Genomic DNA, 20,630 nt, shown 5'->3' on the forward strand with positions numbered 1-20,630 from the left:
AGTGATGCACTCCACGGCGCCCTGGCTTCCCTGGATGCAACGGGCCCTGCAGCTAGCTGAGCTGGGCGCCGGCCGCACCAGCCCCAACCCGCTGGTGGGAGCGGTGGTGCTCGATGACGGCGGCTCGCTGGTGGGGGAGGGCTATCACGCCCGGGCAGGCGAGCCCCACGCCGAGGTGGGCGCCCTGGCCCAGGCGGGCGAGCGGGCCCGCGGCGGCACCCTGGTGGTAACCCTGGAGCCCTGCTGCCACCACGGCCGCACCCCCCCCTGCAGCCAGGCGGTGATCGCCGCCGGCATCGCCCGGGTGGTGGTGGCCATGGCCGATCCCAACCCCCAAGTGGCGGGGGGCGGCCTAGACCAGCTGAGGGCCGCGGGCATCGAGGTGATCACCGGCGTAGCCGAGGGCGAGGCCCGCTGCCTCAACCGAGCCTTCATTCACCGCATCAGCAGCGGCCGCCCCTTGGGCATCCTCAAGTGGGCCATGGGAATCGACGGCCGCACCGCCCTGAGCAACGGCGCCAGCCAGTGGATCAGTGGCCCCGAGGCCCGCGCTTGGGTGCACCAGCTGCGGGCCGGCTGCGATGCGGTGATCGTCGGCGGCGGCACCGTGCGCGCCGACGACCCCCTGCTCACCAGCCGCGGCCAACGTCAACCCGAGCCGCTGCGGGTGGTGCTCAGCCGCCGCCTGGAGCTCCCCGCCGAGGCCAAGCTCTGGGATCAGAGCGCCGCCGCCACCCTGGTGGTGCATGGGCCAGAGGCTCCAGCCGCGGCCGCAGCCGCCGTGGATAAACGCGGCGTGCCCCGACTGGAGCTAAAGGACTGCAGCCCCCGACTGCTGCTGGAGGCCTTGGCGCTGCGGGGCTGCAACCAGGTGCTCTGGGAATGCGGCCCTGAACTGGCCGCCGTCGCTTTAGCCGAGGGCTGCGTGCAGGAGCTGGCCGCCGTGATCGCCCCGAAGCTGATGGGCGGCCAGCCGGCCCGCACCCCCCTTGGTGAGCTGGGTTTCACAGCTATGGCCCAGGTGCGGAGCTGGCAGGCTCAAGCGCCCCAGCGCCTGGGCAACGATCTGCTCTGGCAACTCAGCTCACCTGCAGACCTGGAGCCATGATCGCCGCCAACCTGCCCTTCGATCTGCAGATTCCCCTGGCGGGAGTGTTGCTGGCCCTAGGCACCTGGCTGCTGCTCGACCGGCTCGGCAGGCGCTGCCGCAGCGGCTCCCTGGGGCAAGCCCTGCTACTGAGCGGGCGAGTTAGCCTGGCGGGGACGGTGTTGCTCAGCAGTGCGGGCTGGTGGCTGGCGGGCCTGGAGGTGCGCAATCTGCTGCTCACCATCGGCGTGATTTGGACCCTGCTGCGCTGGCGCGGCGAACTCAAACAGCGCACCAAGCACTACGCCGCCCAGTTGCTACCGCATCTCTCCAGCAAGGATCAGCTGTTCCTATTCGACGTGCTCGACAAGCTGCTGACCACAGCAGCCCTGCTGGTGGTGCTGGTCATGGCCCTAGATCTGCTGGGTGTATCGGCGGGAGTGCTGATCACCGCAGGGGGGTTTGGAGCAGCTGCCCTGGGCTTCGGCGCCCGCACCATCGTGGAAAACGGCCTCAGTGGCTTGAGCCTCTACATCAACCGCCCCTTCGTGCTCGGCGACACCATCAACCTGCCTGGCCTGAATTTGCTTGGCACGGTGGAGCAGGTGGGCTGGTTTTACACCGAGCTGCGCGATCCGGAACGCCAGCGCATTTATGTGCCGAATGGGGTGTTCACCAGCCAAGCAATTCTGAACCTGGCCCAGATCGACAACCGCCGCATCTGGATCGAATTCGGCCTCAGCTACGCCGACCGGGAGCGCGTCGCCACGATCACCCAAAACCTGGAGCAGCGCCTCTCAAGCTTGCCCGGCCTAGACCCGGCCAAGGATCAGCTAGCCCACTTCGTGGGCTACGGCGAGTCCAGCCTCCAGCTGCGCCTGCTCTGCTACGCCGCCAGCAGCGATATCCACGCTGCCTGGGCCCTGCGGCAGCAAGCCCTGCTGTTGATCGGCGAGGTGGTGGAGCAGGCCGGTGGCTCGATGCCCTTCCCCACCAGGCTGCTCATACGAGCTCCGGATGCAAGGGATCACCCTTGAACGGCCCCTGCACATGGGATGTGATCCAGCCACCGTAGAAGCCGCCGGGCTGGGGCCGCACGAGTTCACCATCCAGCCAGCAACCGTCCATCAAGGCCGGGTACACCGCAAACCAACCGGCCAAAGCAGCAAAGGCCTCGGTGGGTTCGGGGTAGGTCCACACCGCCCGCCGCAGCCGGCGCTCGACCTGGCCACCGCCATCCAGCACCACATCGAAGTAGCGCGCCACCCCCTTCCACTCGCAAAAACTGGCGCCGCTACTGGCCACAAGCAGCTCCTGGCGCACCGCCTCAGGCGGCAAGTAGTAGGTGGGTGGGTGAAAGGTTTCCAGCACCCGCAAACTGCGGCGGCTCTCGGCCAGAAGCTGGCCAAGGGCCTCAACCCGCACCAGCTGGCTGCTCTCAACCAGGGCAGGGGGGCGGGGGTAGGCGCCTACCAGCTCAGGGGCTGCCATCAGGAGTAGATGAAATTGCGCAACCGCCGGCCTTCAGCGCCAGCCCGCTCCTGCAGCTCCGCATCGCTGAGGCTGGACTCCTGCCGCTGCTGCGCGGCGATCACATCAGCCTCCTCAAGGGCATAGCCAGCGCCGCGGGCCAGCTCCAGAAAGTCCTGCAGCTCCAAGGGCTCCGCCAGCTGGGTCGCCAGCTGGGTCGATTGGCGGGCATGCGCCAGAAAGGCATCGAGGCGCTCGAGGCTCACAGGTCCAGTTCCAACTGCGGTTGGTCTAGCGCCATCGCTGCCCCATCGGCCTGCCAGTCGCCGCCATCCCAGGGCAGCAGCAGCGGTTCGAGGGCCCGCAGGCCATGACCATCGGTGGGCTCAAGCCAGGCCTGCTCCAGGCCGTTGGGAATCACCACCGGCATGCGCCGGTGGATTGGCGCCACCAGAGCATTGGGGGCGGTGGTGAGCACGCAGCAGCTGTCGAGCTCGCTGCCATCGGGGCCGATCCAGCGCTCCCAGAGGCCGGCAAGCCAAAACAGATCGCCATCGCGGCGCCGCAGCCACTGGCCCTGCTCCCAAAAAGCATCAGCAGGAATCAAACATCGGCGATGGCGCCAGGCGGCGCGAAAGCTGGGCTTGAAGGCCACCGTCTCGGCGCGGGCATGCAAGCAGCGGTGGGCGCTGGCGGGATCCTTGACCCAGTCGGGCAGCAGCCCCCAAAGGGCTAGCCCCACCTGCAGCTGGCCATTTTCCTGGCGCTGGATCAGCAGGGGTTCGCCGGGAAGCACTTGCAAGCGCGGCGCGTAGTGGGCCGCCAGACCGGGCGGCAGGGGGCCCTGCAAGCGGGGCTGCAGGCGATCGAAGCCAGCGCAGAGGGAATAGCGACCACACATAGCTGGAATGGGTCCTCGTACGGTTCTCCCGACCCGCCGCCGAAACGACCAGGGGACCACAGCCCTAGTTTGGGTGCACCTTTGGCTGCCGCACCATGGCGATCCGCCAGGACGACAACCGCCCTAACCGCCGCTTCGGAATCATCAACCTGGTGTTGATCGGTTTTGGTGTGCTGCTGCTGTTCAGCAACTTCCTGCCCAATCCAGCCGCCCAGGTGCCGCGGGTGCCCTACTCCCTGTTCATCGACCAGGTGAACGGCAGCAACGTCAAACGGGCCTACATCACCTCAGACCAGATCCGCTACGAGCTCAAGGAGCCCGAAGAGGAGGGCGCTCCCACGGTGCTCTCCACCACGCCGATCTTCGACATGGATCTGCCCCAGCGGCTCGAGTCGCACGGGGTTGAGTTCGCCGCCGCGCCCCCCCAGAAGCCCAGCTTCTTCACCACCGCCTTGAGCTGGGTGGTGCCGCCGCTGATCTTCATCCTGGTGCTGCAGTTCTTCGCCCGCCGCCAGATGGGCGGTGGCGCCCAGGGAGCTTTGAGCTTCACCAAGAGCAAAGCCAAGGTTTACGTGCCCGATGAGGAATCGCGGGTCACCTTTGCCGACGTTGCTGGCGTGGATGAGGCCAAGGCCGAGCTGGCAGAGATCGTTGACTTCCTCAAAAAACCCGAGCGCTACGCCGCCATCGGCGCCCGCATTCCCAAAGGTGTGCTGCTGGTAGGCCCTCCCGGCACGGGCAAAACCCTGCTCTCCAAGGCCGTTGCAGGTGAAGCAGGCGTGGCCTTCTTCATCATTTCCGGCTCCGAATTCGTGGAGCTGTTCGTGGGTGCTGGCGCTGCGCGAGTGCGCGACCTATTCGAAGAAGCCAAGAAAAAAGCGCCTTGCATCATCTTTATCGACGAGCTCGATGCCATCGGTAAGAGCCGTTCGGGCTCGATGGGTGTGGTGGGCGGCAACGACGAACGCGAGCAGACCCTCAACCAACTGCTCACGGAGATGGATGGCTTTGCCGGCCAGGACAAGCCGGTGATCGTGCTGGCAGCCACCAACCAGCCCGAAACCCTTGATGCTGCGTTGCTGCGGCCAGGTCGTTTCGACCGCCAGGTGCTGGTGGATCGCCCCGACCTATCCGGTCGCAAGCTGATTCTGGAGATCTACGCCAAGAAGGTGAAGCTCTCCAGCGCCGTCGACCTCGACAAAATTGCCCAGGCCACCAGCGGCTTTGCCGGCGCCGACCTGGCCAACCTCGTGAACGAAGCAGCCCTGCTCGCAGCCCGCTCCTATCGCACCGAGGTGGAGCAAGGCGACCTCAACGAGGCGATTGAACGAGTGGTGGCTGGTCTGGAGAAGAAGAGCCGGGTGCTGCAACCCGATGAGAAAAAAGTGGTGGCTTATCACGAAGTAGGCCACGCAATCGTGGGACACCTAATGCCCGGCGGCAGCAAGGTGGCCAAGATCTCGATCGTGCCCCGCGGCATGAGCGCCCTGGGCTACACCCTGCAACTGCCCACCGAAGAGCGCTTCCTCAATTCCAAAGAAGACCTCGAGGGTCAAATTGCCACCTTGCTTGGCGGCCGCAGCGCTGAAGAGGTGGTGTTTGGTGAGGTCACAACCGGCGCCGCCAACGACCTGCAACGCGCCACCGACATCGCCGAGCAGATGGTGGGCACCTTCGGCATGAGCGAAACCCTCGGCCCCCTGGCCTACGACAAGCAGGGCGGCAGCCGCTTCCTAGGTGGCAACAACAACCCCCGCCGGGTGGTGAGTGACGCCACGGCCCAAGCGATCGATAAGGAGGTTCGCTCCTTAGTCGACAACGCCCATAACAAGGCGCTAGCTATCCTGAACCACAATCGGGGGCTGCTCGAATCGATCTCCGAGAAGATCCTCGAAAAGGAGGTGATCGAAGGCGACGACCTCAAGGAGCTGCTGGCTAGCAGCGTCATGCCCTAGGAGTTGAGCCATGGCTGCCATCAGTGCCTATCCGCCCCTTGCAGAGCTGCGCGGGCGGGACCTGCTCTCCTCGGCCGACCTCAGCGGCGAACAGACCCAGGCCCTGCTGCAGCTGGCGTCCGACCTAAAGGCCGGCCGCAGCCCCGTTGATTTAGGCGGCAAAACCCTCGGGCTGATCTTCAGCAAGGCCTCCACCCGCACTCGGGTGAGCTTCTCGGTGGCCATGGCCAGGCTTGGTGGCCAAACCATCGATCTCAATCCCCAGGTGAGCCAGGTAGGCCGCGGGGAGCCGGTGGCAGATACGGCGCGGGTGCTGAGCCGCTATGTAGATGCCCTGGCGATCCGCACCTTCGGCCAGGGCGAGCTCGAGGAGTACGCCCACTGGGCCACGATCCCGGTGATCAATGCCCTCACCGACCTCGAGCACCCCTGCCAGGCCCTCGCCGACTACCTGACACTGCAGGAGGCCTTCGGAGCAGTGGAGGGCCTGACCCTCAGCTACGTGGGCGACGGCAACAACGTGGCCCACTCCTTGATGCTCTGCGGCGCCCTGCTCGGGGTGAATGTGCGCATCGGCTGCCCGGTGGGATTTGAACCCAATGCAGCCGTGCTTGAGCAGTCACGACGCCTCGCGGCTGCTCGCGGGTCCGAGGTGGCGGTGCTGCACGAGCCAGTGGCTGCTGTACGCGGCGCCCACGCCCTCTACACAGATGTGTGGGCATCGATGGGGCAGGAGGAGGAAAAGGCAGAGCGACAGAGGGCCTTTGCCGGCTGGTGCCTAAACGAAGAGCTGGTGGCAGAAGCAGATGCAAGCGCAATCGTGCTGCACTGCCTGCCGGCCTATCGCGGCCTGGAAATCAGCGCCGGCGCCATGGAGGGGAGCTCCAGCCGCATATTTGACCAGGCCGAAAACCGCCTCCACGCCCAACAAGCCCTACTGGTAGCCCTACTCGGCGGCGCCTGAGCTGGACAAACAGGCCGCGAGGCGGTACATCTGTATCAGCGACGTAGCGTCCGTGCCCAATTCCAGCCCCAGCCATTCCAGTCACACCCAAACCAATCACACCCAGGCCAACCCAGCACAGCAGGAGCTCTCCTCTGCCCAGCAAGAGCTATACGACTGGCTTAGCGACTACATCGGCAGCAACCGCCACAGCCCCTCGATCCGCCAAATGATGGAAGCGATGGGGCTGCGCTCTCCAGCGCCGATCCAGAGCCGTCTGCGCCACCTGCAGCAGAAGGGCTGGATCACCTGGCAAGAGGGCCAAGCCCGCACCCTGCAGCTCCTAGGCGGCATGGCCAGCGGCATCCCAGTGCTCGGCGCCGTAGCCGCCGGCGGCTTGGTTGAAACCTTCGACGACATCCAGGAGCGCCTCGACCTGGCCCCCGTGCTCGATACCCGCGGCCTTTTTGCCCTCACCGTGAACGGCGATTCAATGGTGGACGCCCACATCGCCGACGGGGACGTGGTGCTGCTTGAACCTGTCAGCGACCCGAGTCGGCTCAAAGCAGGCACGATTGTCAGCGCCCTAGTGCCCGGCAGCGGCACCACCTTGAAGCACTTCCACCGCAGCGGCGCCACGGTGACCCTGGAAGCAGCCAATCCGGCCTATGCCCCAATCGTGCTCCCCGCCGACCAGGTAACGGTGCAGGGCAAGCTAGTGGCCGTCTGGCGCCAGGTCTAAACAGGTGGCGTTGTAAGCTCCTAAAGCGTCAGGCAGGGCCACAAGCCAAGCGGAATGACCAGCATTCCGTTGCCATGGCGTCCTATCGGGGCCATAGCTCAGCTGGTAGAGCACCTGCATGGCATGCAGGGGGTCAGCGGTTCGAATCCGCTTGGCTCCATATCGAAACCCAGGCTAGCCCTGGGTTTTTTGATGTTTGGGCGATGAGGTGCCGGGGGAGGGGGCAACTGAACATGCCTGTAGGGGCGTTTTGGCGCACGTTTTGGCGCAAGACTTGAGTCACCCAGAAAGCTGACACTCACAGGCTTCTGAAGCGCCCCTTGCGACGATTTGACCATGGCGCAACGCCAACAGTGGTTTGAAATCCTGCGACTGAGTATCCAGCAGGAACACGGCAAAGGCTGGAGCGTCCGAGAGATTGGCGCAACAGAACGCAACCCAATAAGCAGGGCCCAGCTCACCCGAATTTGGGAAAACCGCACTAGAAGCAGCGTGGTGCTGTCACTGGAGTGGAAGGCCACCAACGCCACAGCGATCCTCACAGCAGTGAGTCGACTGCGCACGTTGATGGAAGAGCGCAAGCTGAGACTCAAGGATGCCAACAAGCTGCATATCGAGCTCCCTGCCAATCCACAGCAGGGTGGCGATGAGTTCGCTGGCTGGCCCGAGGTGGCTTCCCGGTTCCTGAAGTCAAAGGAGGGCGAGTCGGGTACTTGACCCGCCAGGAAAGCAATTATTGCTTTCCTGGCGGTTATTTTGTGCTTAAATCACCCATGATTGCGACGAGAAGCCATGGCTAAAGATACGATTACGGGTGTTTGGGAGTGGGATGCCAAAAGTAGACCTGATCCGATTGGGACGATCGCTACGTTTGTGGTTCGCAAGGGTGAGACCCGATTTGATCGATACTACGGGAAGTTATTCGCCTCCCAAAAGGGTGCTGGATTTAAAGTCTTTGGAGATTTTGATGGCAGCAAATCGTTGAGCTCTGGCGATGAATATCTTGGCAAGTTCATCGTCAAAAACAGCACTGACACTCCTGTCTATAGCGGCACTTTTAAGATCACCGACCTACCAGGATTTGCTAGCGGCTATTCACTGGGTGGCTTTATTGGAGAAGCGCATATCGGCAATTGGTTTGAGTGACATCTTCGCAAGGACTATCCTGCATGCCGAGCCCTATTGGGGTCAAATCTTGGCGGCTGAATTAGCATGAAGTTGGTATGTTTTGTCGACAAACTCGATCAGCGGCTATTGGCCGGGCGCCGAAAGCTTTCCGTTAATGAATTGCCGCGTTACCAGTAGCGCAGACCAGGCTGTGGCCTGCTCACAATGTCCCCAGTTCGCCGTATTTTTCGCTAACGGTGCAGGCTTAGGCATCGAGATGGTGCAGGCGCTTGACGCTACCCACGCCTAGGACATAGCCCGCGCCCAACACACCTCTGAAAGTCTGTCAGCAGTGCCGACTGAGCTACTCGACTGCCAGGACCCGCCGCAAGCTGTTGCGGGCGTGGCTCAGGGAGGGGGTGAGCTGCGCACAGCGGCAGCAAGGCAGCTATCAATCCAGCATTCGAATCCAAACCCACCACAGCAGAACCACCGGCACCATCGCCAGAGACAGCACAGCAAGGCCTTGAAGCTGCTCTGAGTTCATTTTCCCACTCTGTCCGGGCAACGAGGAGGTCCGCCACCAAGTATCCCCACCCCGAACACCCGTTGCTGAACAGCTCGATCACCCACCAGGATTGGTGGAATGACGTGCAACATTACTGATCAGACCCACCACTGATCCCCTGTAAAGGGCTTCGCCAAGTGTCAGGAGAGTTGGACTACACAGCGGGGAAGGGGGCTCAGTAAGAGCTGCTGGATGCTGCTGGGGGTTTCTCTGTAACCGCATGCTCCCATCAGTTTCAAGCACATAACGACTTGGCGCATCACAACTCTTATAAACTCACAAAAACCTGTGGCCTCAATTGACATGGCTTGGTAGAGCACCAGCATGTCACGCAGATGATCGGCGGTTCGAATCCGCTTGGCTCCATATCGAAACCCAGGCTAGCCCTGGGTTTTTTGATGTTTGGGCGATGAGGTGCCTAGTGGCATCTCACAACAACTTAGCTATTACCGCCGCCGTGGCGGGCCAAAGATTGGGGGAAGGAGTAATCCTTTTCCCGGAACAGCGCCAGGCGAGCATCCACCACATTTCCATCAAAAGGGTATTTTTTCCCGCACTAACCACCTCCAGCGCCTCCAACAATCCTTTAGCAAAGCGATAGGGACGGTTGGTAGTCATCGCTTCTACGGTGTCGGCCACCGCCAGAATCCTGGCTTCGAGAATGATGGCGTCGCCCTCGAGCCCTTGAAGGTAGCCGCTGCCATCGAGCCGCTCGTGGTGCTGATGCACCGCCTTAGCCACGGGCCAGGGAAAATCAATTTCACTAAGCACCTCATAGCCCACCTCCACATGGCTCTTAATCAGGGCCATTTCCCAAATAGACAAGGCAGTGGGCTTGGTCAGCAATTCAGCAGGAATTGCAATTTTGCCAATGTCGTGCACAAGTGCGGAAATGCGCAAACCCTCCATGGTGCTGGCATCCAGGAGCAGCTCTCGACCAATCGCCTCGGCAAGATCCGCCACTCGGTGAGTATGCCCAGCGGTATAGGGGTCGCGCGCCTCCAGCACCGAGGTGAGGGCGTTAACGATGCCACTTAAGCCGGCCAACACCGCATTGTCATAGTCCTGCTGCAGGCCTTCGGCCCGCTTCCGCTCTGAAATATCACGAATATTGCACTGAATCACCATAGCTTCGCCAACCGAATAGACATTGCTAACAAATTCCACCGCTATCGACTTTCCGGCCTTCGTGAGCAGAGGCATGTCGTCATAGTGAGCATAGAGCTTGTCTTGCAGATCAGAAAAAGCCTGAAGCGATTTACCCTTATCAACAAAAGCGCCAATCTCCCACAACTTCAAGCCCACAATTTCAGCAGAGGGGTAACCAAGTAGATCGCAGAGGTAGGGATTAACCTCAAGAATCAAGCCAGTCAACGCATCAATTATTAAAATGCCATCTTGGGCAGACTCAAAAAGACGCCGGTAGCGCTGCTCCGACTCCAACAACGCCCGTTGAATTAAATCTTCCTGCTTCGTCACTACCTTTTCTCCCCTACCCACTAAAGCCTATCTGGGAAAAGGGCTTGCGGCCGTACGGGAATAGGACCCCCGCCAACCTACTTAGATCCCTGATTCGGACTATTTTGAGTTTGAGGGGAGATGGGCCTACCCAGATCTCCGCTCCAACCAATCTCCGCTCTTCGGAGGTGATGCCCTTGACTCAGATCCACCATCAGGCCATATCCAACCCTTTTCCACCCAACCAACTGATCACACGGAACCAACGAGTCGCATGGCGTGTGTGAGCGCCGAGCCTGCCTTTGTTGGCCTTAACACCCGATTTTCTACCGGCTGACGGTTTCTCAACCAATGAGCCGTCTTATAGAAAAGCCCCCAGCCTCCTCTTGGTTTGGGGGCTTTTGGTGCAACCAGTTGACAGCCCTTGGGATTTCCGACCCGCCGAGCGTTGTTTGGCTGGCAGAATGGCAGTTGACCATTGCAAGCCCATGGGCTTCAGCGCCAAAACCCAATATGGATTGGTCGCCCTCATAGACCTCGCCGGGGCTTACGCCTCTGGAGCCTTGGTTCAAACCGGCGAAATCTGCAAGCGCCATGCCATTCCCGAACGCTACCTGGAGCAGATGCTCACCGGCCTGCGCAAGGCCGGACTGCTAACCAGCATCCGTGGACCGAGGGGGGGCTTTCAACTCGCCCTCAATCCAGACAACATCACCGTGGCAGATGTAGTGGCTGCATTGGAAGGCAGCAGCAGCACGGAACAGCAAAGAGAACCAGATGATCCGGCCTTCCTGGTGCTTGCAGCTCTAGAGCAAAAACTGGAAGCCAGTAAGGAAGCCCTTCTCAGAGCCACCACCCTGGCCCAACTGCTGCGCGAGCACGATGCCATAAAGCAGCCCTTGCCGATGTTTTACATCTGATGCCTAACCGCAAGCCCTTGCCTCCATTAAGGGAGGACCAAGACGACTGGCCCATCGACCAGGGGCGCCCTTTGTTGCTAAGGCTGCTGGCCCTGCTTGGGGCCCTTGGCTTCGTGATGCTGGGAGTTAACAGCCTGTTGCCTGCCTTCGAGCCACCCAGCCCAAGGCCCATGCCCGATCAGGGCAACCGCTCAATCACTTGAGGGCTAAAAGCGGGACATCGCCACGATCTTGGCCAGCTTCTCAGCTTCTAGACCGTTCAGTTCGTCGATCTGCAGCAGGCTGTCTTTGACCAAGCTGGCAAACACGAACAGGATGCCGTCAAGGCGGAAATCAAAGCGACCTTCGATAGTGTGGCGCTCAATACTCAAGTAATCATGCAGCTGCCATATGGTTTCTGCAGATTCAAGTTCGTTGGCCTTGGCACGCACCTGAGCCACTAGCTTCTGCACTGCCCTGGTGTACGCACGTTCGAAGGCTTCGCGGGCAACCGCCTGCTCCGTGTCTGTCCAACCTTCGAGCATTGTGTCCATCATGTGAATTGAGCCCTCTCCCCTAGCAGCGAGGCTAGTCGGGGACTCAGCCTGCTGCGAGACCTACGCCGCTGGGCCGGAAGTTCAAACCAGGCAAGCGTTGGGGCGTCATGGTGCTCCCGGTGATATCCGAAGTGGAAACAGGCCAGTAGGGAGAGCCAGGGGGCCAGTTCGAGGCTGTCGGCATGGGGGCGACGCTGGGGCAAACGCTGGCCTCGGTGGGGCAGGTAGGTGCCGAAAACAAACAACTGCAGCGAGCTGAGCAGCAGGGGCAAGGTGCAAAACAGGAGCACATTCAGCCAGCCGATTGGAGCCAAGCGGCAGGCGATCAAGGCCAACACTGTCCAGCCGGTAAGTAACCGGCCCATCTGCCCCCAGGTGAGATAGCCAGCCATGAAACGGACATACCAACCAATGGCCCCTGCAGCCGGGTCCCCGTAGAAATCAGGGTCAGCGGAGCTTGCAGTGAATAGATGGTGGTGTTGATGGTTGCGGCAGCAGGCTTGATAAGGAAGCGCCGCATATAGGCCCAGGGCGATCCTGCCCAGTAAGGCATTGCCATAGCGCCAATGGGGCCACAACACCCCATGCATGGCGTCGTGACCAACGATGAAAAGGCCTGTTTGCAACAGGGTGCGGCCAACCACTCCAAAAAAGATCGCCAGCCAAACCAATGGTCCGGCCAGCTGCGTGGCGTTTAAATCCCAGCTCAACAGGCCAGCAAGGCTGGCCAGCCAACCCAGCATTATCAGTGCGGCAAGCAGAAGCCCCTTGCGGCTGGCTACGCTCAACGGCCGAATTTCAGCAAATCTGCAGGCGAAGCCAACAGATCGATGGCCACGAAGTAGATCTTGCCGTCGGGGTTGAGCAGGAAACGCCAAGCAACGTTCATACCAACGCCGGCTCCAAACCAGGGGGTTTGGACCTTGCCAGTCACCTTGATTTGGGTGAAATTGCCTTCTGTGGGCTCAGCAAAGCCTCGCTCAGGAAGAAGCTGCAGATTTTGGCAGTCTTCACGGAAGAAGCGCAGGATCGCGTCACGACCCACGATTGGCTTCTGGAAAGGGGCCTGTAGGGCACCATCCGGCAGAAACAGTTCGATCAGATTGTCAAAGTCGTTGGCGTTCAGCAGGTCCATATAGCTGTTCACCGTTGGGTTGATAACGCCCTCGATGAACACCCGCTTGCGCTGCTCTTGGGGAGTGGGAGCGGCAATGGGCTCCATGACTCGCTGTCCCTCGCCTTTGGCGGGGTCGTAGCCCATATCAACCACAAAGTTGCGTAGCAGGGTGATCTGCTGGCCCTGATCGACAGCTTTCACTGAGCTGAGCACGGCAGAAGCGTTGGGCGACAGCTGGTAGCCCTCAGGGATCGGAGCAACAAAACCGGCGGCCATCCATTCGCCCAACTGGTACCAGAAGCCCAGCTTGATGTTTACCGACCAACAGGCGTAGGTGCGACCGATTTGGGTATCGGCGCGATTGGCAAGCTCGCACATCACCTGGCTCTGCTCAGCGAAGTTCATCGCCTTGATCTGGTTGAGCACAGGCTCGGCAAACTGCATCCGTGCTGCTCCAGGGGCGGCAACGGTGATCGTGTTGCCCATTTCGAGATAGGCGTACCAGATCAGAGCCAGTTGGTCCTCGGCGCTCAGCAAGCGAAAGCGGGCCGTGATCGCAGGCACGACGTCAGCTGAAGCTGTATCGGGAAAGATCTGGGTTGCCTTCTCAAGCGTGAACATGCGGCGACGATCCAATTGTTAAGGAGATTTGCAGACTCTAGCGCCAAGGAGCCAGATCTGATAAGTCGCAGCCGTTTTGCAGCTCCGCCATGATCCAATTCTGCTCCAAACACTCGACTCCTTGACCATGGCTGCGCCCGTACCGGTGCTAAATGAAGCCGACCGTTACAAGCTCGATCGCTCAGACGACGCTCTTTTTTACGCAGAGCCCCGCCTCGTCCAGCACCTCGATGCCAGCTTCCGGGCCCGGCTGACCTCTCTGTATGGAGAGCGCATCCCCCCTTGCGCCGTGGTGCTGGATCTGATGAGCAGCTGGGTGAGCCATCTACCAGAGGGCATCGCCTATCAGGAGGTGATCGGCCATGGCCTCAATGCCGAAGAGCTCAAAGCCAATCCGCGCCTGGATCGCCATTGGGTGCAAAACCTCAACGTTGATCAGCAGCTACCGCTAGCCAACGACAGCGTGGATGTGGCGCTGATCGTGGCCGGCTGGCAATACCTTCAACAACCGGAAGCTGTAGCCGCCGAGCTGCTGCGGGTGATCCGGCCCAGGGGTGAAGTGATCGTGGCGTTCAGCAACCGGATGTTCTTTCAAAAAGCGCCCCAGATCTGGACCGACGGCGGCGACCGTGATCACTTGGCCTACGTGGCCCAGGTATTGATGGCCCAGGGTTGGGGCAGGCCTGAGCTGGTGGCGGAAGAGACAGCAGCCCCAGGAGCTCTCGGCTGGCTTGGCCGCAAAGGCGATCCCTTCTTGGCGGTGATTGCCGCCAAGCCGATTGCCAGCTAGGCAGCCGTCAGCAGCAGGGTCTGGCTGCAAGAACACAAAAAAACCGGGCAGTTTTCACTGCCCGGAAAATTCTGAAGGCTGTTGTGCTCAGCCCGAGTGGATTCAGCCCAAACCCAATTGGCCCAGGATTCCTTGACCGGTGAGGAGCTCGGTACCGAGTCCGATCACGAAACCGAGCATGGCGAGACGACCATTCCAGGTTTCAGCGAAAGCGACAAAACCAAAGCGGGTGGTGGATTCAGCCATTGATGTTCGTTGGATACGAAACTTAAATTGATCGTAACAGATCTTGAAGCTGAGGTTGCGCTCGATCGGGGCCGGCCATAGGGGTTCCTGCAGACCAACCCTGGATTGATCACCACTGCTGAGCAGTGAGCTTTTCCCCAACCAAGCGCCCTTATCCCCAGCTTTGCGTAGGTTTTTCCACAGAACGTCGGCTCAATATCGGCCGCTCGCCCTGATCCTTTTGGTTCTAGATGGGGAAAACGGCCCTCCCCTTGACGCGTCTCCAAGCAACACTTCCGAGCCTGAAGCCGCAGCCCCCAAACCCCGAAAGCGCCCATGGGCCGGTGCTGGTGGCCGTGCGTCTTGCCAGACTCGCCTCCGGGGCAGCCTTTGACGGATGAGCGCCTGGCGTGGGGTGATGGGGGACCCAGGCCGAAGCCGCCATGCTCCAGATCCCGGACCACCCCCCCGCCTTTGTTTCGGTCGAAAACCAGTTCCCTGAGGAGCTGTACGACGCCATGCGGGAGTTTGTCCGGGTTCACCCGCAGTGGGATCAATACCGCCTGATGCAGGCAGCCCTGGCCGGCTTCCTCTTCCAGCACGGCTGCCCAGACCGGGCCGTGGCTCGCCATTACCTCGACGGACTATTCCGCCGCCAAGAACCCGATCCCTCCGCAACCAGGCCCTGAGCTGCCCAGCCGGGGGCAGAGTGACAGGGAATTGTTGGGCAGCAATGGCCGCAGGAGCATCAGAGGCCGATGCCCTCCTGGTGGCGATCGGCGCCGTTCCCGGCGCCTGGCTCCGCTTCCGGGTGGTGGATCACCTGGAGCCCGTGCTGCCCAGCCGGCACTGGGGCACCTTTGGGGTGAATGTGATCGCCTGCTTTGCCCTAGGGCTGATTGTGGGCCTAGAGCAGAGCTGCGGCGAAGCTTCCCGCAGAGCACTGCTTCTGATCGGCACCGGCTTCCTGGGTAGTTTCAGCACCTTCTCTAGCTTCAGCGCCGAGCTCTGGAGCGAGCTGGGCAAGCGGCATTGGCGCGAGGCTGCCGTGCTCGCTGGCGGATCGGTGACCGGAGGTCTGCTGGCGATGCTGGCGGGCCTCAGCCTGGGCGCTCAGCCGTGAGCACCATCCCAAGCCGCAGCCTGAAGGGAGATTTGCGCGACCTGGCCCTCGTGGCCGGCGGCGCCATCCCCGGCGCATTACTGCGCTGGCAGCTGGAGGCCGATGTGATCGCCAACATGCTGGGCTGCCTACTGCTCGGTTTGGTTTTGGCCCAAGCCAGCCAGCGCAAAAGGCTGATGCTGTTGGCAGGCATCGGCTTCTGCGGGGCCCTCACCACCTTCTGCACCTGGATGTTGGACCTGGCAAGAGCCCTGCAGGCCGGCAAACCAGGGGAAAGCGCTCTGTTGCTACTGGCGAGCCTCGCAGGTGGGGTTGCCTTGGTCGCCCTTGGCCACACCATTGGGATGTTTTTGAGCCACCGGCTGCGGGATCGGGCGGCAATCCCAAAAAAACAATGAGCAGCGCTCCTGTGAGGCCCAGCCCCTCAAAAGAAGGCTCCGTTAATCACGGTTCTCCAAAAAAGGGGCCCTATCAACCCTCCCTGCTGCGCGCCCTGCATGGCTGCAGCGCCCTGGCCGTGCTGGGTTGCTGGCTAACGGGCGTGGTGGTGTTGCCGTTTGCGGTGCTGCTGGCTGTCTAGGCCTGCACCCTGGGGCGGCTCCGGCAGTTACGCCGAAGCAGGTGATCCCTCAGCCCCATCTGCGCCAAGCCACCCCCACCAGCACCAGTAGCAAGGGAAGCTCTCCCCAGCGGTCGTAGGGGCTGGGGGCCTGCAGGCGAGGAACAGTAAACACTCCGGTGGCGGCCCGCCCGGAAGGCAGCGAAGCCACGGGCATGCCGCGGCTATTCACCAGCAGGCTGGGCCCCGTGTTGGCGGCACTCACCAGCCAGCGGCCCGTTTCAATGGCCCGCAGCTGGGCCAGGGCCTGAAACTGCTGCTGGAGTAGCAGAGGGTAGGGATCAAGGTTGGCGCTGGCCAGCAGCCAGCCGGCTCCGTCGCGGGCGGCGGCAGCCAGGGAGGACCCATCGGATAGTTCGTAGCAAATTGCCCCGCCGATGGCGCCAGCTGGCCGCAGCAGCAACCGCGACGGCGCTCCTGGCTGCAGGCCCCCCACGGCCGAAAGGCCGCTCCAGCGAGCCAGGTCGGCTAAGGGCACCCATTCCCCCAAGGGCACCAGCCGATGCTTATCGAGCCAGCTACTCGCCTGACTTTCCCCTGCCGCCAGGCGCAACAGGGCGCTGCGCTGCTCGGGCTCCCCCGCCACCTCCTGCCAGCGGAAGCCACCGCTGATCAGCTCCACCGGCACCGGCTGTGACAGCTGGGGCTCAAGACCGAGGGCCCCCTCCGGCAGCACAACCACATCCACCGAGCGCTGGGCCGCCTCCGCCAAGGCGGCCGCCAGGCGCTGCTGCAGCCGCTGCTGCTGGTCCCACTGAAACTTGCGGCGGGTGGGAATCGCCGGCTGCAGCACCAGCACTCGCTCGCTGCCGCCCTCCCCCCGCAGGGGCATGGCCGCCAGGACAGCAGCACCGGCGCCGTGGCTGAGCAGCACGGCAACGGTTGTAACCACCAACCAGCGTCGGCGCTGGGAGGCGGTGCAGCAGCGCCAGAGGCACCAGCCCAGCAGCAACTGCACCGCCGCCAGCAAGCCGCTACCGCCAAGGGCAGCCAATCCCGCCAAGGGGCGATCGCCGGGTAGGGCAGCAGCCCCCAGCCCCAGCCAAAACAAAGGCCCTTTGGCCAGCAGCACCTCAACCAGCCCCCAGCCAGCGGCTAAAAGCAGGGCGCTGCTGAAGCGGCGCGGGTCTAGGCGCCGCGCTAGCAGCACCCAGAGGGCCACCAGCAGTGCTCCCGCCAGAGCACACACAAACAGCAATAGCAGGGCCAGGGGCAGGCTCAAGGGGCCCGGTACGCCGATCCAATCGAGGGGATGGAGACCCAGCAACCAGCGGTGACTCACCAGCACGGCGGCCGCGCCCCACAGGGCCCCACCCCAAGCGCCGAGGGCTGAGCCAGCCAGGGCCCACAGGGGCACCAGGGCCAGCCAGAGCAGAGGAGGCAGGCCCAGAGGCGGCAGCGCCAGCCCGGCCAGCAGCCCCGAGGCCAGCACCAGCCACCACCTCCCCAGCCGGTCATTGCCCATGGCAAGCAAGCGTAGGAAGCGCCAGGGTGTCTGGGGAAGCAAGCCGCCATGGATCCGAACAACCCCCTCCAACAACTGCTGCTGCGCGGCCTCGGCACTACCTCGTTGGTGTCAGAGCGGTTGCGCAGCGTGACCCAGGCCTGGGTGCGCAGCGGCAAGCTCGATCCCAGCCAGGCTCCAGCCCTTGTCGATGACGTGCTCAAAGCCCTGCGGGGCGAAACCCCCGAGCTAGAGCAGCAGGCCGAGCGCCAGCTCGAGCGCAATAAAGACCAGCTCCTGCAAGACCTAGGCCTGGCCCGTCAGCGCGAAGTTGATGAGCTGCGGGGCCGACTCGACCGGATTGAACGCAGCCTGCGTCAGCGCCCAGGCAATGAAATGCCTGGCGAGATCGACATTCCCGACTGATCAGCCCTGGCTATCCGTCTGCCCGTCAGAATCAAGTCAGTACTTGGAGTCCCATGCGCGACATCCTGATCAGCTCCGCTGTCTGCGTGGCCTGTCTGCTGCTGGCTCTGGTGAGCCAGCTGGTCAATCCCACCGTGGTTGATGCGGCCAGAGTTGATGCGGCCAGCGCCGGTGGCCAAGCCATGGCCTCCCTGTTTTCAGCCCAAGCGCGGCCAGCCGTGAGCAGCAGCTTCGAGCTCGACCCCGACGACCCCAACCCCACCCTTTTTGTAATGGCCAGCGAAAACGATCAAACCAACGGCGCTGAGATCGCCCAGGCCAGCGGTCTCGGAGGTGAACTCAACGCTCCTAAAGAGCGCACCACCCCCAGCGGCCTGCGCATCACCGACCTGGTAATCGGCGACGGCGCCGAAGCCAGCGCCGGCCAGACAGTGTCTGTGAACTACCGGGGCACCCTGGCCAACGGCACGGAATTCGACAGCAGCTACGGCCGCGGTCCCTTCTCCTTTCCCCTTGGCGGCGGCCGGGTGATCCAGGGCTGGGATGAGGGTGTGGCTGGCATGAAGGTGGGCGGCAAGCGCAAGCTGGTGATTCCACCCGATCTGGCCTACGGCGATCGGGGCGCTGGCGGCGTTATCCCCCCCAACGCCACCCTCACTTTTGAGGTGGAGCTGTTGCGCATCGGCGGCTGAGCTGCGGGCGGGGATCGTTAGGATGGGCGCTCTGGCTGGATGCTGGCGCGCCGCCCCTCCTGCCCAACCCGTCGTCTTTTCCCTCTCCATGGCTCACACGCTGCCCGCGCTGCCCTACGGCCTCGATGCGCTCGAGCCCAACATCTCCCGCTCCACCCTGGAGTTTCACCACGGCAAGCACCACGCTGCCTACGTGACCAACCTCAACAACCTTGTGGCTGGCACCGACCTTGAGGCCAAGAGCCTGGAAGACACCATCACCGCAGTGGCTGGTGATGCTGGCAAGGCTGGCGTTTTCAATAACGCAGCCCAGGTGTGGAACCACAGTTTCTATTGGCAGTGCATGAAGCCTGGTGGTGGTGGCCAGCCCACCGGCGCCCTGGCCGACAAGATCAATGCTGATTTCGGCAGCTACGAGGCCTTCGTCGAGCAGTTCAAAACCGCCGGCGCCACCCAGTTCGGCAGCGGCTGGGCCTGGCTGGTGCTCGATGGCGGCACCCTGAAAGTCACCAAGACCGCGAACGCCGACCTACCCCTGGCCCACGGCCAGAAGGCCCTGCTCACCATGGATGTGTGGGAGCACGCCTACTACCTCGACTACCAGAACCGCCGTCCCGACTACATGACCACCTTCCTCGAGAAGCTGGTGAACTGGGACTTCGTAGCCGCCAATCTGGCCGCCGCCTGAGTCGCACCCCCGTAGCAGCAATTCCTTGCTGCGAGCTCAGCCCCCGGCGAATCCGGGGGCTTTTTTATGGCCTTGCTGAGCTGAGAACTACTTCCGGCGCAATCCACATGGCATCGCCATAGGAAAAAAAGCGGTACTGGCGCTCAATCGCCTCGGCATAAAGAACCAAAAGGCGCTCGCGGCCTAGCAGGGCACTCACCAGTAGCAACAAGGAGCTCTTGGGCAGGTGGAAGTTGGTTAGCAGCCCCTGCACCACGGCAAACCTGTAGCCCGGCTGAATTACCAAATTCACCGGCCCCGTATGGGGCCGCAGCTCGCCGCCATGCAGCTGGGCCACCGCCTCGAGGCTGCGCACCGAGGTGGTGCCGATGGCTATCACCCGGCCGCCCCGGGCGCGGCAGGCGGCCACCGCCGCCACCAGCTCTGGGGTCACCTCCACCCACTCACTGTGCAGCTGGAGTTGGCTTAGGTCTTCCGTTTCCACAGGCCGAAAGGTGCCCAGGCCCACGTGCAGCGTGGTGGTGGCCAGCTCTACACCTCGAGCGCGGATCGCCGCCAGCAGTTCGTCGCTGAGATGCAGCCCCGCCGTTGGGGCAGCTACGGCTCCCGGCCGGGAGGCGTAGCGGGTCTGATAGCGCTCGTTGTCGCTGGCGTCGTGCTCGTGGATATAGGGCGGCAGGGGGATAGCGCCGTACTGCACCAGCAGCGGCTCCAATGCGGCCGCATCGGCGCACTCCACCGGAAACTGCACAATCCGCCCGCCCGTAGCGGGGTCGCTGCCAAGCACCTGCAACGGCAGCGGCGGCTGGCCTTCGGCCACCACCTCGAGCCAATCACCAGGCTTGAGCTTCTTGGCGGGTTTAGCCAAGCAAAGCCACTGGGCCGGCCCGCCATGCCAAGGCTCGAGCACCAGCAGCTCGACTGCCCCGCCACTGGGCCGGCGCGCCTCCAAGCGGGCCCGAAGCACCCGGGTGTTGTTTACCACCAGTAGGTCGCCGGGCTGCAGCTCTTGCTGCAGGTCCCAGACACTCAAATGACGAGCCTGGGGCGCAGGACTAGCCTCCCATCGCTCCACCACCAGCAGCCTCGCCGCATGGCGCGGCTCAACGGGACGCTGGGCGATGCGCTCCTCTGGCAGATGGAAGTCGTAGCTGGAGAGCCGTAGATCGAGCTGCTCGGGAGCGCCACCCATGGCCGG

27 protein-coding genes and 1 tRNA gene are annotated in these 20,630 nt (G+C 62.7%); 18 read left to right on the forward strand and 10 right to left on the reverse strand.

Annotation, left to right across the window (positions count from 1 at the left end; all coding sequences use genetic code 11):
- Positions 1–4: 4 nt before the first annotated feature.
- The gene (gene ribD / locus KBY75_RS09030) at positions 5–1,108 is read left to right on the forward strand and encodes a bifunctional diaminohydroxyphosphoribosylaminopyrimidine deaminase/5-amino-6-(5-phosphoribosylamino)uracil reductase RibD (protein WP_255023661.1); all 1,104 of its coding nucleotides are present in this window, start codon (positions 5–7) and stop codon (positions 1,106–1,108) included.
- A complete protein-coding gene (locus tag KBY75_RS09035) occupies positions 1,105–2,124 on the forward strand; it encodes a mechanosensitive ion channel family protein (protein ID WP_255023662.1) in 1,020 nt (339 codons plus the stop codon). The genes ribD and KBY75_RS09035 overlap by 4 nt, the downstream gene beginning before the upstream one ends.
- Here the strand turns inward: KBY75_RS09035 and KBY75_RS09040 are convergent.
- The 3 genes from KBY75_RS09040 to KBY75_RS09050 are packed head-to-tail and all read right to left on the reverse strand — an operon-like array spanning position 2,090 to position 3,458.
- Entirely contained in the window at positions 2,090–2,578 is a 489-nt protein-coding gene (locus KBY75_RS09040; protein WP_255023663.1) for a DUF427 domain-containing protein, read from the reverse strand. The two genes, KBY75_RS09035 and KBY75_RS09040, sit on opposite strands and share 35 nt — an antisense overlap.
- Positions 2,578–2,823, reverse strand: coding sequence for a Nif11-like leader peptide family RiPP precursor (locus KBY75_RS09045; RefSeq protein ID WP_255023664.1), 246 nt, complete (start codon positions 2,821–2,823; stop codon positions 2,578–2,580). Before KBY75_RS09045 ends, KBY75_RS09040 begins: the two co-directional genes overlap by 1 nt.
- Positions 2,820–3,458, reverse strand: a complete 639-nt coding sequence (locus tag KBY75_RS09050; protein WP_255023665.1) for an SOS response-associated peptidase — start codon at positions 3,456–3,458, stop codon at positions 2,820–2,822. The genes KBY75_RS09045 and KBY75_RS09050 overlap by 4 nt, the downstream gene beginning before the upstream one ends.
- A gap of 95 nt (positions 3,459–3,553) precedes the next feature.
- On the opposite strand from KBY75_RS09050, the gene ftsH reads away from it, so the two are divergent.
- The 6 genes from ftsH (at position 3,554) to KBY75_RS09080 (ending at position 8,244) form a co-directional block, all read left to right on the forward strand.
- Positions 3,554–5,413, forward strand: a complete 1,860-nt coding sequence (gene ftsH, locus KBY75_RS09055) for an ATP-dependent zinc metalloprotease FtsH (RefSeq protein WP_254937505.1) — start codon at positions 3,554–3,556, stop codon at positions 5,411–5,413.
- Between the two features lie 10 nt (positions 5,414–5,423).
- The gene (gene argF / locus KBY75_RS09060; protein ID WP_255023666.1) at positions 5,424–6,377 is read left to right on the forward strand and encodes an ornithine carbamoyltransferase; all 954 of its coding nucleotides are present in this window, start codon (positions 5,424–5,426) and stop codon (positions 6,375–6,377) included.
- 52 nt (positions 6,378–6,429) lie between these two features.
- The gene (lexA, locus tag KBY75_RS09065) at positions 6,430–7,098 is read left to right on the forward strand and encodes a transcriptional repressor LexA (protein ID WP_255023667.1); all 669 of its coding nucleotides are present in this window, start codon (positions 6,430–6,432) and stop codon (positions 7,096–7,098) included.
- A gap of 87 nt (positions 7,099–7,185) precedes the next feature.
- Positions 7,186–7,258: transfer RNA gene (locus KBY75_RS09070), tRNA-Ala, on the forward strand.
- A 176-nt stretch (positions 7,259–7,434) separates the two neighbouring features.
- Entirely contained in the window at positions 7,435–7,815 is a 381-nt protein-coding gene (locus KBY75_RS09075) for a hypothetical protein (protein WP_255023668.1), read from the forward strand.
- A gap of 75 nt (positions 7,816–7,890) precedes the next feature.
- A complete protein-coding gene (locus KBY75_RS09080) occupies positions 7,891–8,244 on the forward strand; it encodes a hypothetical protein (RefSeq protein WP_255023669.1) in 354 nt (117 codons plus the stop codon).
- Positions 8,245–9,202: 958 nt separating this feature from the next.
- On the opposite strand, the gene KBY75_RS09085 is transcribed toward KBY75_RS09080, so the two are convergent.
- Complete coding sequence (locus tag KBY75_RS09085; RefSeq protein ID WP_255023670.1) at positions 9,203–10,252, reverse strand: HD domain-containing phosphohydrolase; 1,050 nt, start codon at positions 10,250–10,252, stop codon at positions 9,203–9,205.
- A gap of 443 nt (positions 10,253–10,695) precedes the next feature.
- Between KBY75_RS09085 and KBY75_RS09090 the strand changes: the two genes are divergently transcribed.
- Both KBY75_RS09090 and KBY75_RS09095 read left to right on the forward strand, forming a co-directional pair.
- Positions 10,696–11,151 (forward strand): Rrf2 family transcriptional regulator, encoded by a 456-nt coding sequence (locus KBY75_RS09090; RefSeq protein WP_255023671.1) that lies wholly within the window; start codon positions 10,696–10,698, stop codon positions 11,149–11,151.
- Positions 11,151–11,354, forward strand: a complete 204-nt coding sequence (locus KBY75_RS09095) for a hypothetical protein (RefSeq protein WP_255023672.1) — start codon at positions 11,151–11,153, stop codon at positions 11,352–11,354. The genes KBY75_RS09090 and KBY75_RS09095 overlap by 1 nt, the downstream gene beginning before the upstream one ends.
- Positions 11,355–11,357: 3 nt before the next feature.
- Here the strand turns inward: KBY75_RS09095 and KBY75_RS09100 are convergent, their stop codons facing one another.
- From KBY75_RS09100 to KBY75_RS09110, 3 genes are read right to left on the reverse strand one after another with little or no spacing between them, the layout of a single operon-like run.
- Positions 11,358–11,684 (reverse strand): hypothetical protein, encoded by a 327-nt coding sequence (locus tag KBY75_RS09100; protein ID WP_255023673.1) that lies wholly within the window; start codon positions 11,682–11,684, stop codon positions 11,358–11,360.
- On the reverse strand, positions 11,684–12,475 hold the full coding sequence (locus tag KBY75_RS09105; RefSeq protein WP_255023674.1) for a fatty acid desaturase: 792 nt from the start codon (positions 12,473–12,475) through the stop codon (positions 11,684–11,686). Before KBY75_RS09105 ends, KBY75_RS09100 begins: the two co-directional genes overlap by 1 nt.
- Complete coding sequence (locus KBY75_RS09110) at positions 12,472–13,425, reverse strand: orange carotenoid-binding protein (protein ID WP_255023675.1); 954 nt, start codon at positions 13,423–13,425, stop codon at positions 12,472–12,474. The genes KBY75_RS09105 and KBY75_RS09110 overlap by 4 nt, the downstream gene beginning before the upstream one ends.
- Positions 13,426–13,552: 127 nt before the next feature.
- Between KBY75_RS09110 and KBY75_RS09115 the strand changes: the two genes are divergently transcribed.
- Entirely contained in the window at positions 13,553–14,215 is a 663-nt protein-coding gene (locus tag KBY75_RS09115; protein WP_255023690.1) for a class I SAM-dependent methyltransferase, read from the forward strand.
- Between the two features lie 102 nt (positions 14,216–14,317).
- Here KBY75_RS09115 and KBY75_RS09120 read toward each other — a convergent pair whose 3' ends face one another.
- Positions 14,318–14,461 carry a chlorophyll a/b-binding protein gene (locus KBY75_RS09120; protein WP_242036302.1) on the reverse strand — a complete coding sequence of 48 codons (144 nt, stop codon included), beginning with the start codon at positions 14,459–14,461 and terminating at the stop codon, positions 14,318–14,320.
- 422 nt (positions 14,462–14,883) lie between these two features.
- Here KBY75_RS09120 and KBY75_RS09125 point away from each other — a divergent pair, with 422 nt between their 5' ends.
- Genes KBY75_RS09125 through KBY75_RS09140 form a run of 4 tightly spaced genes read left to right on the forward strand, consistent with a single transcriptional unit; the run spans position 14,884 to position 16,143 of the window.
- Positions 14,884–15,129 (forward strand): DUF2811 domain-containing protein, encoded by a 246-nt coding sequence (locus tag KBY75_RS09125; RefSeq protein WP_255023676.1) that lies wholly within the window; start codon positions 14,884–14,886, stop codon positions 15,127–15,129.
- Between the two features lie 44 nt (positions 15,130–15,173).
- Complete coding sequence (locus KBY75_RS09130; RefSeq protein WP_254937495.1) at positions 15,174–15,563, forward strand: CrcB family protein; 390 nt, start codon at positions 15,174–15,176, stop codon at positions 15,561–15,563.
- Entirely contained in the window at positions 15,560–15,961 is a 402-nt protein-coding gene (locus KBY75_RS09135) for a CrcB family protein (protein WP_255023677.1), read from the forward strand. Before KBY75_RS09130 ends, KBY75_RS09135 begins: the two co-directional genes overlap by 4 nt.
- The gene (locus KBY75_RS09140; RefSeq protein WP_255023678.1) at positions 15,958–16,143 is read left to right on the forward strand and encodes a hypothetical protein; all 186 of its coding nucleotides are present in this window, start codon (positions 15,958–15,960) and stop codon (positions 16,141–16,143) included. Before KBY75_RS09135 ends, KBY75_RS09140 begins: the two co-directional genes overlap by 4 nt.
- A 49-nt stretch (positions 16,144–16,192) precedes the next feature.
- Here KBY75_RS09140 and lnt read toward each other — a convergent pair whose 3' ends face one another.
- The gene (gene lnt / locus KBY75_RS09145; protein ID WP_255023679.1) at positions 16,193–17,647 is read right to left on the reverse strand and encodes an apolipoprotein N-acyltransferase; all 1,455 of its coding nucleotides are present in this window, start codon (positions 17,645–17,647) and stop codon (positions 16,193–16,195) included.
- 48 nt (positions 17,648–17,695) lie between these two features.
- On the opposite strand from lnt, the gene KBY75_RS09150 reads away from it, so the two are divergent.
- From KBY75_RS09150 to KBY75_RS09160, 3 genes are all read left to right on the forward strand, one after another.
- Positions 17,696–18,052: a phasin family protein gene (locus KBY75_RS09150; protein ID WP_255023680.1), complete on the forward strand. Its 357-nt coding sequence runs from the start codon at positions 17,696–17,698 to the stop codon at positions 18,050–18,052.
- A 53-nt stretch (positions 18,053–18,105) separates the two neighbouring features.
- On the forward strand, positions 18,106–18,744 hold the full coding sequence (locus tag KBY75_RS09155) for an FKBP-type peptidyl-prolyl cis-trans isomerase (RefSeq protein ID WP_255023681.1): 639 nt from the start codon (positions 18,106–18,108) through the stop codon (positions 18,742–18,744).
- Between the two features lie 88 nt (positions 18,745–18,832).
- Complete coding sequence (locus tag KBY75_RS09160) at positions 18,833–19,432, forward strand: superoxide dismutase (RefSeq protein WP_254937490.1); 600 nt, start codon at positions 18,833–18,835, stop codon at positions 19,430–19,432.
- A gap of 64 nt (positions 19,433–19,496) precedes the next feature.
- On the opposite strand, the gene queA is transcribed toward KBY75_RS09160, so the two are convergent.
- Positions 19,497–20,624 (reverse strand): tRNA preQ1(34) S-adenosylmethionine ribosyltransferase-isomerase QueA, encoded by a 1,128-nt coding sequence (gene queA, locus KBY75_RS09165; protein ID WP_255023682.1) that lies wholly within the window; start codon positions 20,622–20,624, stop codon positions 19,497–19,499.
- Positions 20,625–20,630: the final 6 nt, after the last annotated feature.

The sequence above is a fragment of the Cyanobium sp. T1G-Tous genome (assembly GCF_024345455.1).
Lineage (GTDB): Bacteria > Cyanobacteriota > Cyanobacteriia > PCC-6307 > Cyanobiaceae > Cyanobium_A.

Coding starts and splice junctions, on each gene's coding strand:
- KBY75_RS09115 (WP_255023690.1), top strand. CDS start 13,553: ATGGCTGCGCCCGTACCGGTGCTAAATGAAGCCGACCGTTACAAGCTC.
- lnt (WP_255023679.1), bottom strand. CDS start 17,647: ATGGGCAATGACCGGCTGGGGAGGTGGTGGCTGGTGCTGGCCTCGGGG.
- queA (WP_255023682.1), bottom strand. CDS start 20,624: ATGGGTGGCGCTCCCGAGCAGCTCGATCTACGGCTCTCCAGCTACGAC.
- KBY75_RS09150 (WP_255023680.1), top strand. CDS start 17,696: ATGGATCCGAACAACCCCCTCCAACAACTGCTGCTGCGCGGCCTCGGC.
- ftsH (WP_254937505.1), top strand. CDS start 3,554: ATGGCGATCCGCCAGGACGACAACCGCCCTAACCGCCGCTTCGGAATC.
- KBY75_RS09155 (WP_255023681.1), top strand. CDS start 18,106: ATGCGCGACATCCTGATCAGCTCCGCTGTCTGCGTGGCCTGTCTGCTG.
- KBY75_RS09110 (WP_255023675.1), bottom strand. CDS start 13,425: ATGTTCACGCTTGAGAAGGCAACCCAGATCTTTCCCGATACAGCTTCA.
- argF (WP_255023666.1), top strand. CDS start 5,424: ATGGCTGCCATCAGTGCCTATCCGCCCCTTGCAGAGCTGCGCGGGCGG.
- KBY75_RS09080 (WP_255023669.1), top strand. CDS start 7,891: ATGGCTAAAGATACGATTACGGGTGTTTGGGAGTGGGATGCCAAAAGT.
- KBY75_RS09100 (WP_255023673.1), bottom strand. CDS start 11,684: ATGGACACAATGCTCGAAGGTTGGACAGACACGGAGCAGGCGGTTGCC.
- KBY75_RS09095 (WP_255023672.1), top strand. CDS start 11,151: ATGCCTAACCGCAAGCCCTTGCCTCCATTAAGGGAGGACCAAGACGAC.
- KBY75_RS09130 (WP_254937495.1), top strand. CDS start 15,174: ATGGCCGCAGGAGCATCAGAGGCCGATGCCCTCCTGGTGGCGATCGGC.
- KBY75_RS09160 (WP_254937490.1), top strand. CDS start 18,833: ATGGCTCACACGCTGCCCGCGCTGCCCTACGGCCTCGATGCGCTCGAG.
- KBY75_RS09090 (WP_255023671.1), top strand. CDS start 10,696: ATGGCAGTTGACCATTGCAAGCCCATGGGCTTCAGCGCCAAAACCCAA.
- KBY75_RS09035 (WP_255023662.1), top strand. CDS start 1,105: ATGATCGCCGCCAACCTGCCCTTCGATCTGCAGATTCCCCTGGCGGGA.
- KBY75_RS09050 (WP_255023665.1), bottom strand. CDS start 3,458: ATGTGTGGTCGCTATTCCCTCTGCGCTGGCTTCGATCGCCTGCAGCCC.
- KBY75_RS09140 (WP_255023678.1), top strand. CDS start 15,958: ATGAGCAGCGCTCCTGTGAGGCCCAGCCCCTCAAAAGAAGGCTCCGTT.
- ribD (WP_255023661.1), top strand. CDS start 5: ATGCACTCCACGGCGCCCTGGCTTCCCTGGATGCAACGGGCCCTGCAG.
- KBY75_RS09120 (WP_242036302.1), bottom strand. CDS start 14,461: ATGGCTGAATCCACCACCCGCTTTGGTTTTGTCGCTTTCGCTGAAACC.
- KBY75_RS09125 (WP_255023676.1), top strand. CDS start 14,884: ATGCTCCAGATCCCGGACCACCCCCCCGCCTTTGTTTCGGTCGAAAAC.
- KBY75_RS09040 (WP_255023663.1), bottom strand. CDS start 2,578: ATGGCAGCCCCTGAGCTGGTAGGCGCCTACCCCCGCCCCCCTGCCCTG.
- KBY75_RS09075 (WP_255023668.1), top strand. CDS start 7,435: ATGGCGCAACGCCAACAGTGGTTTGAAATCCTGCGACTGAGTATCCAG.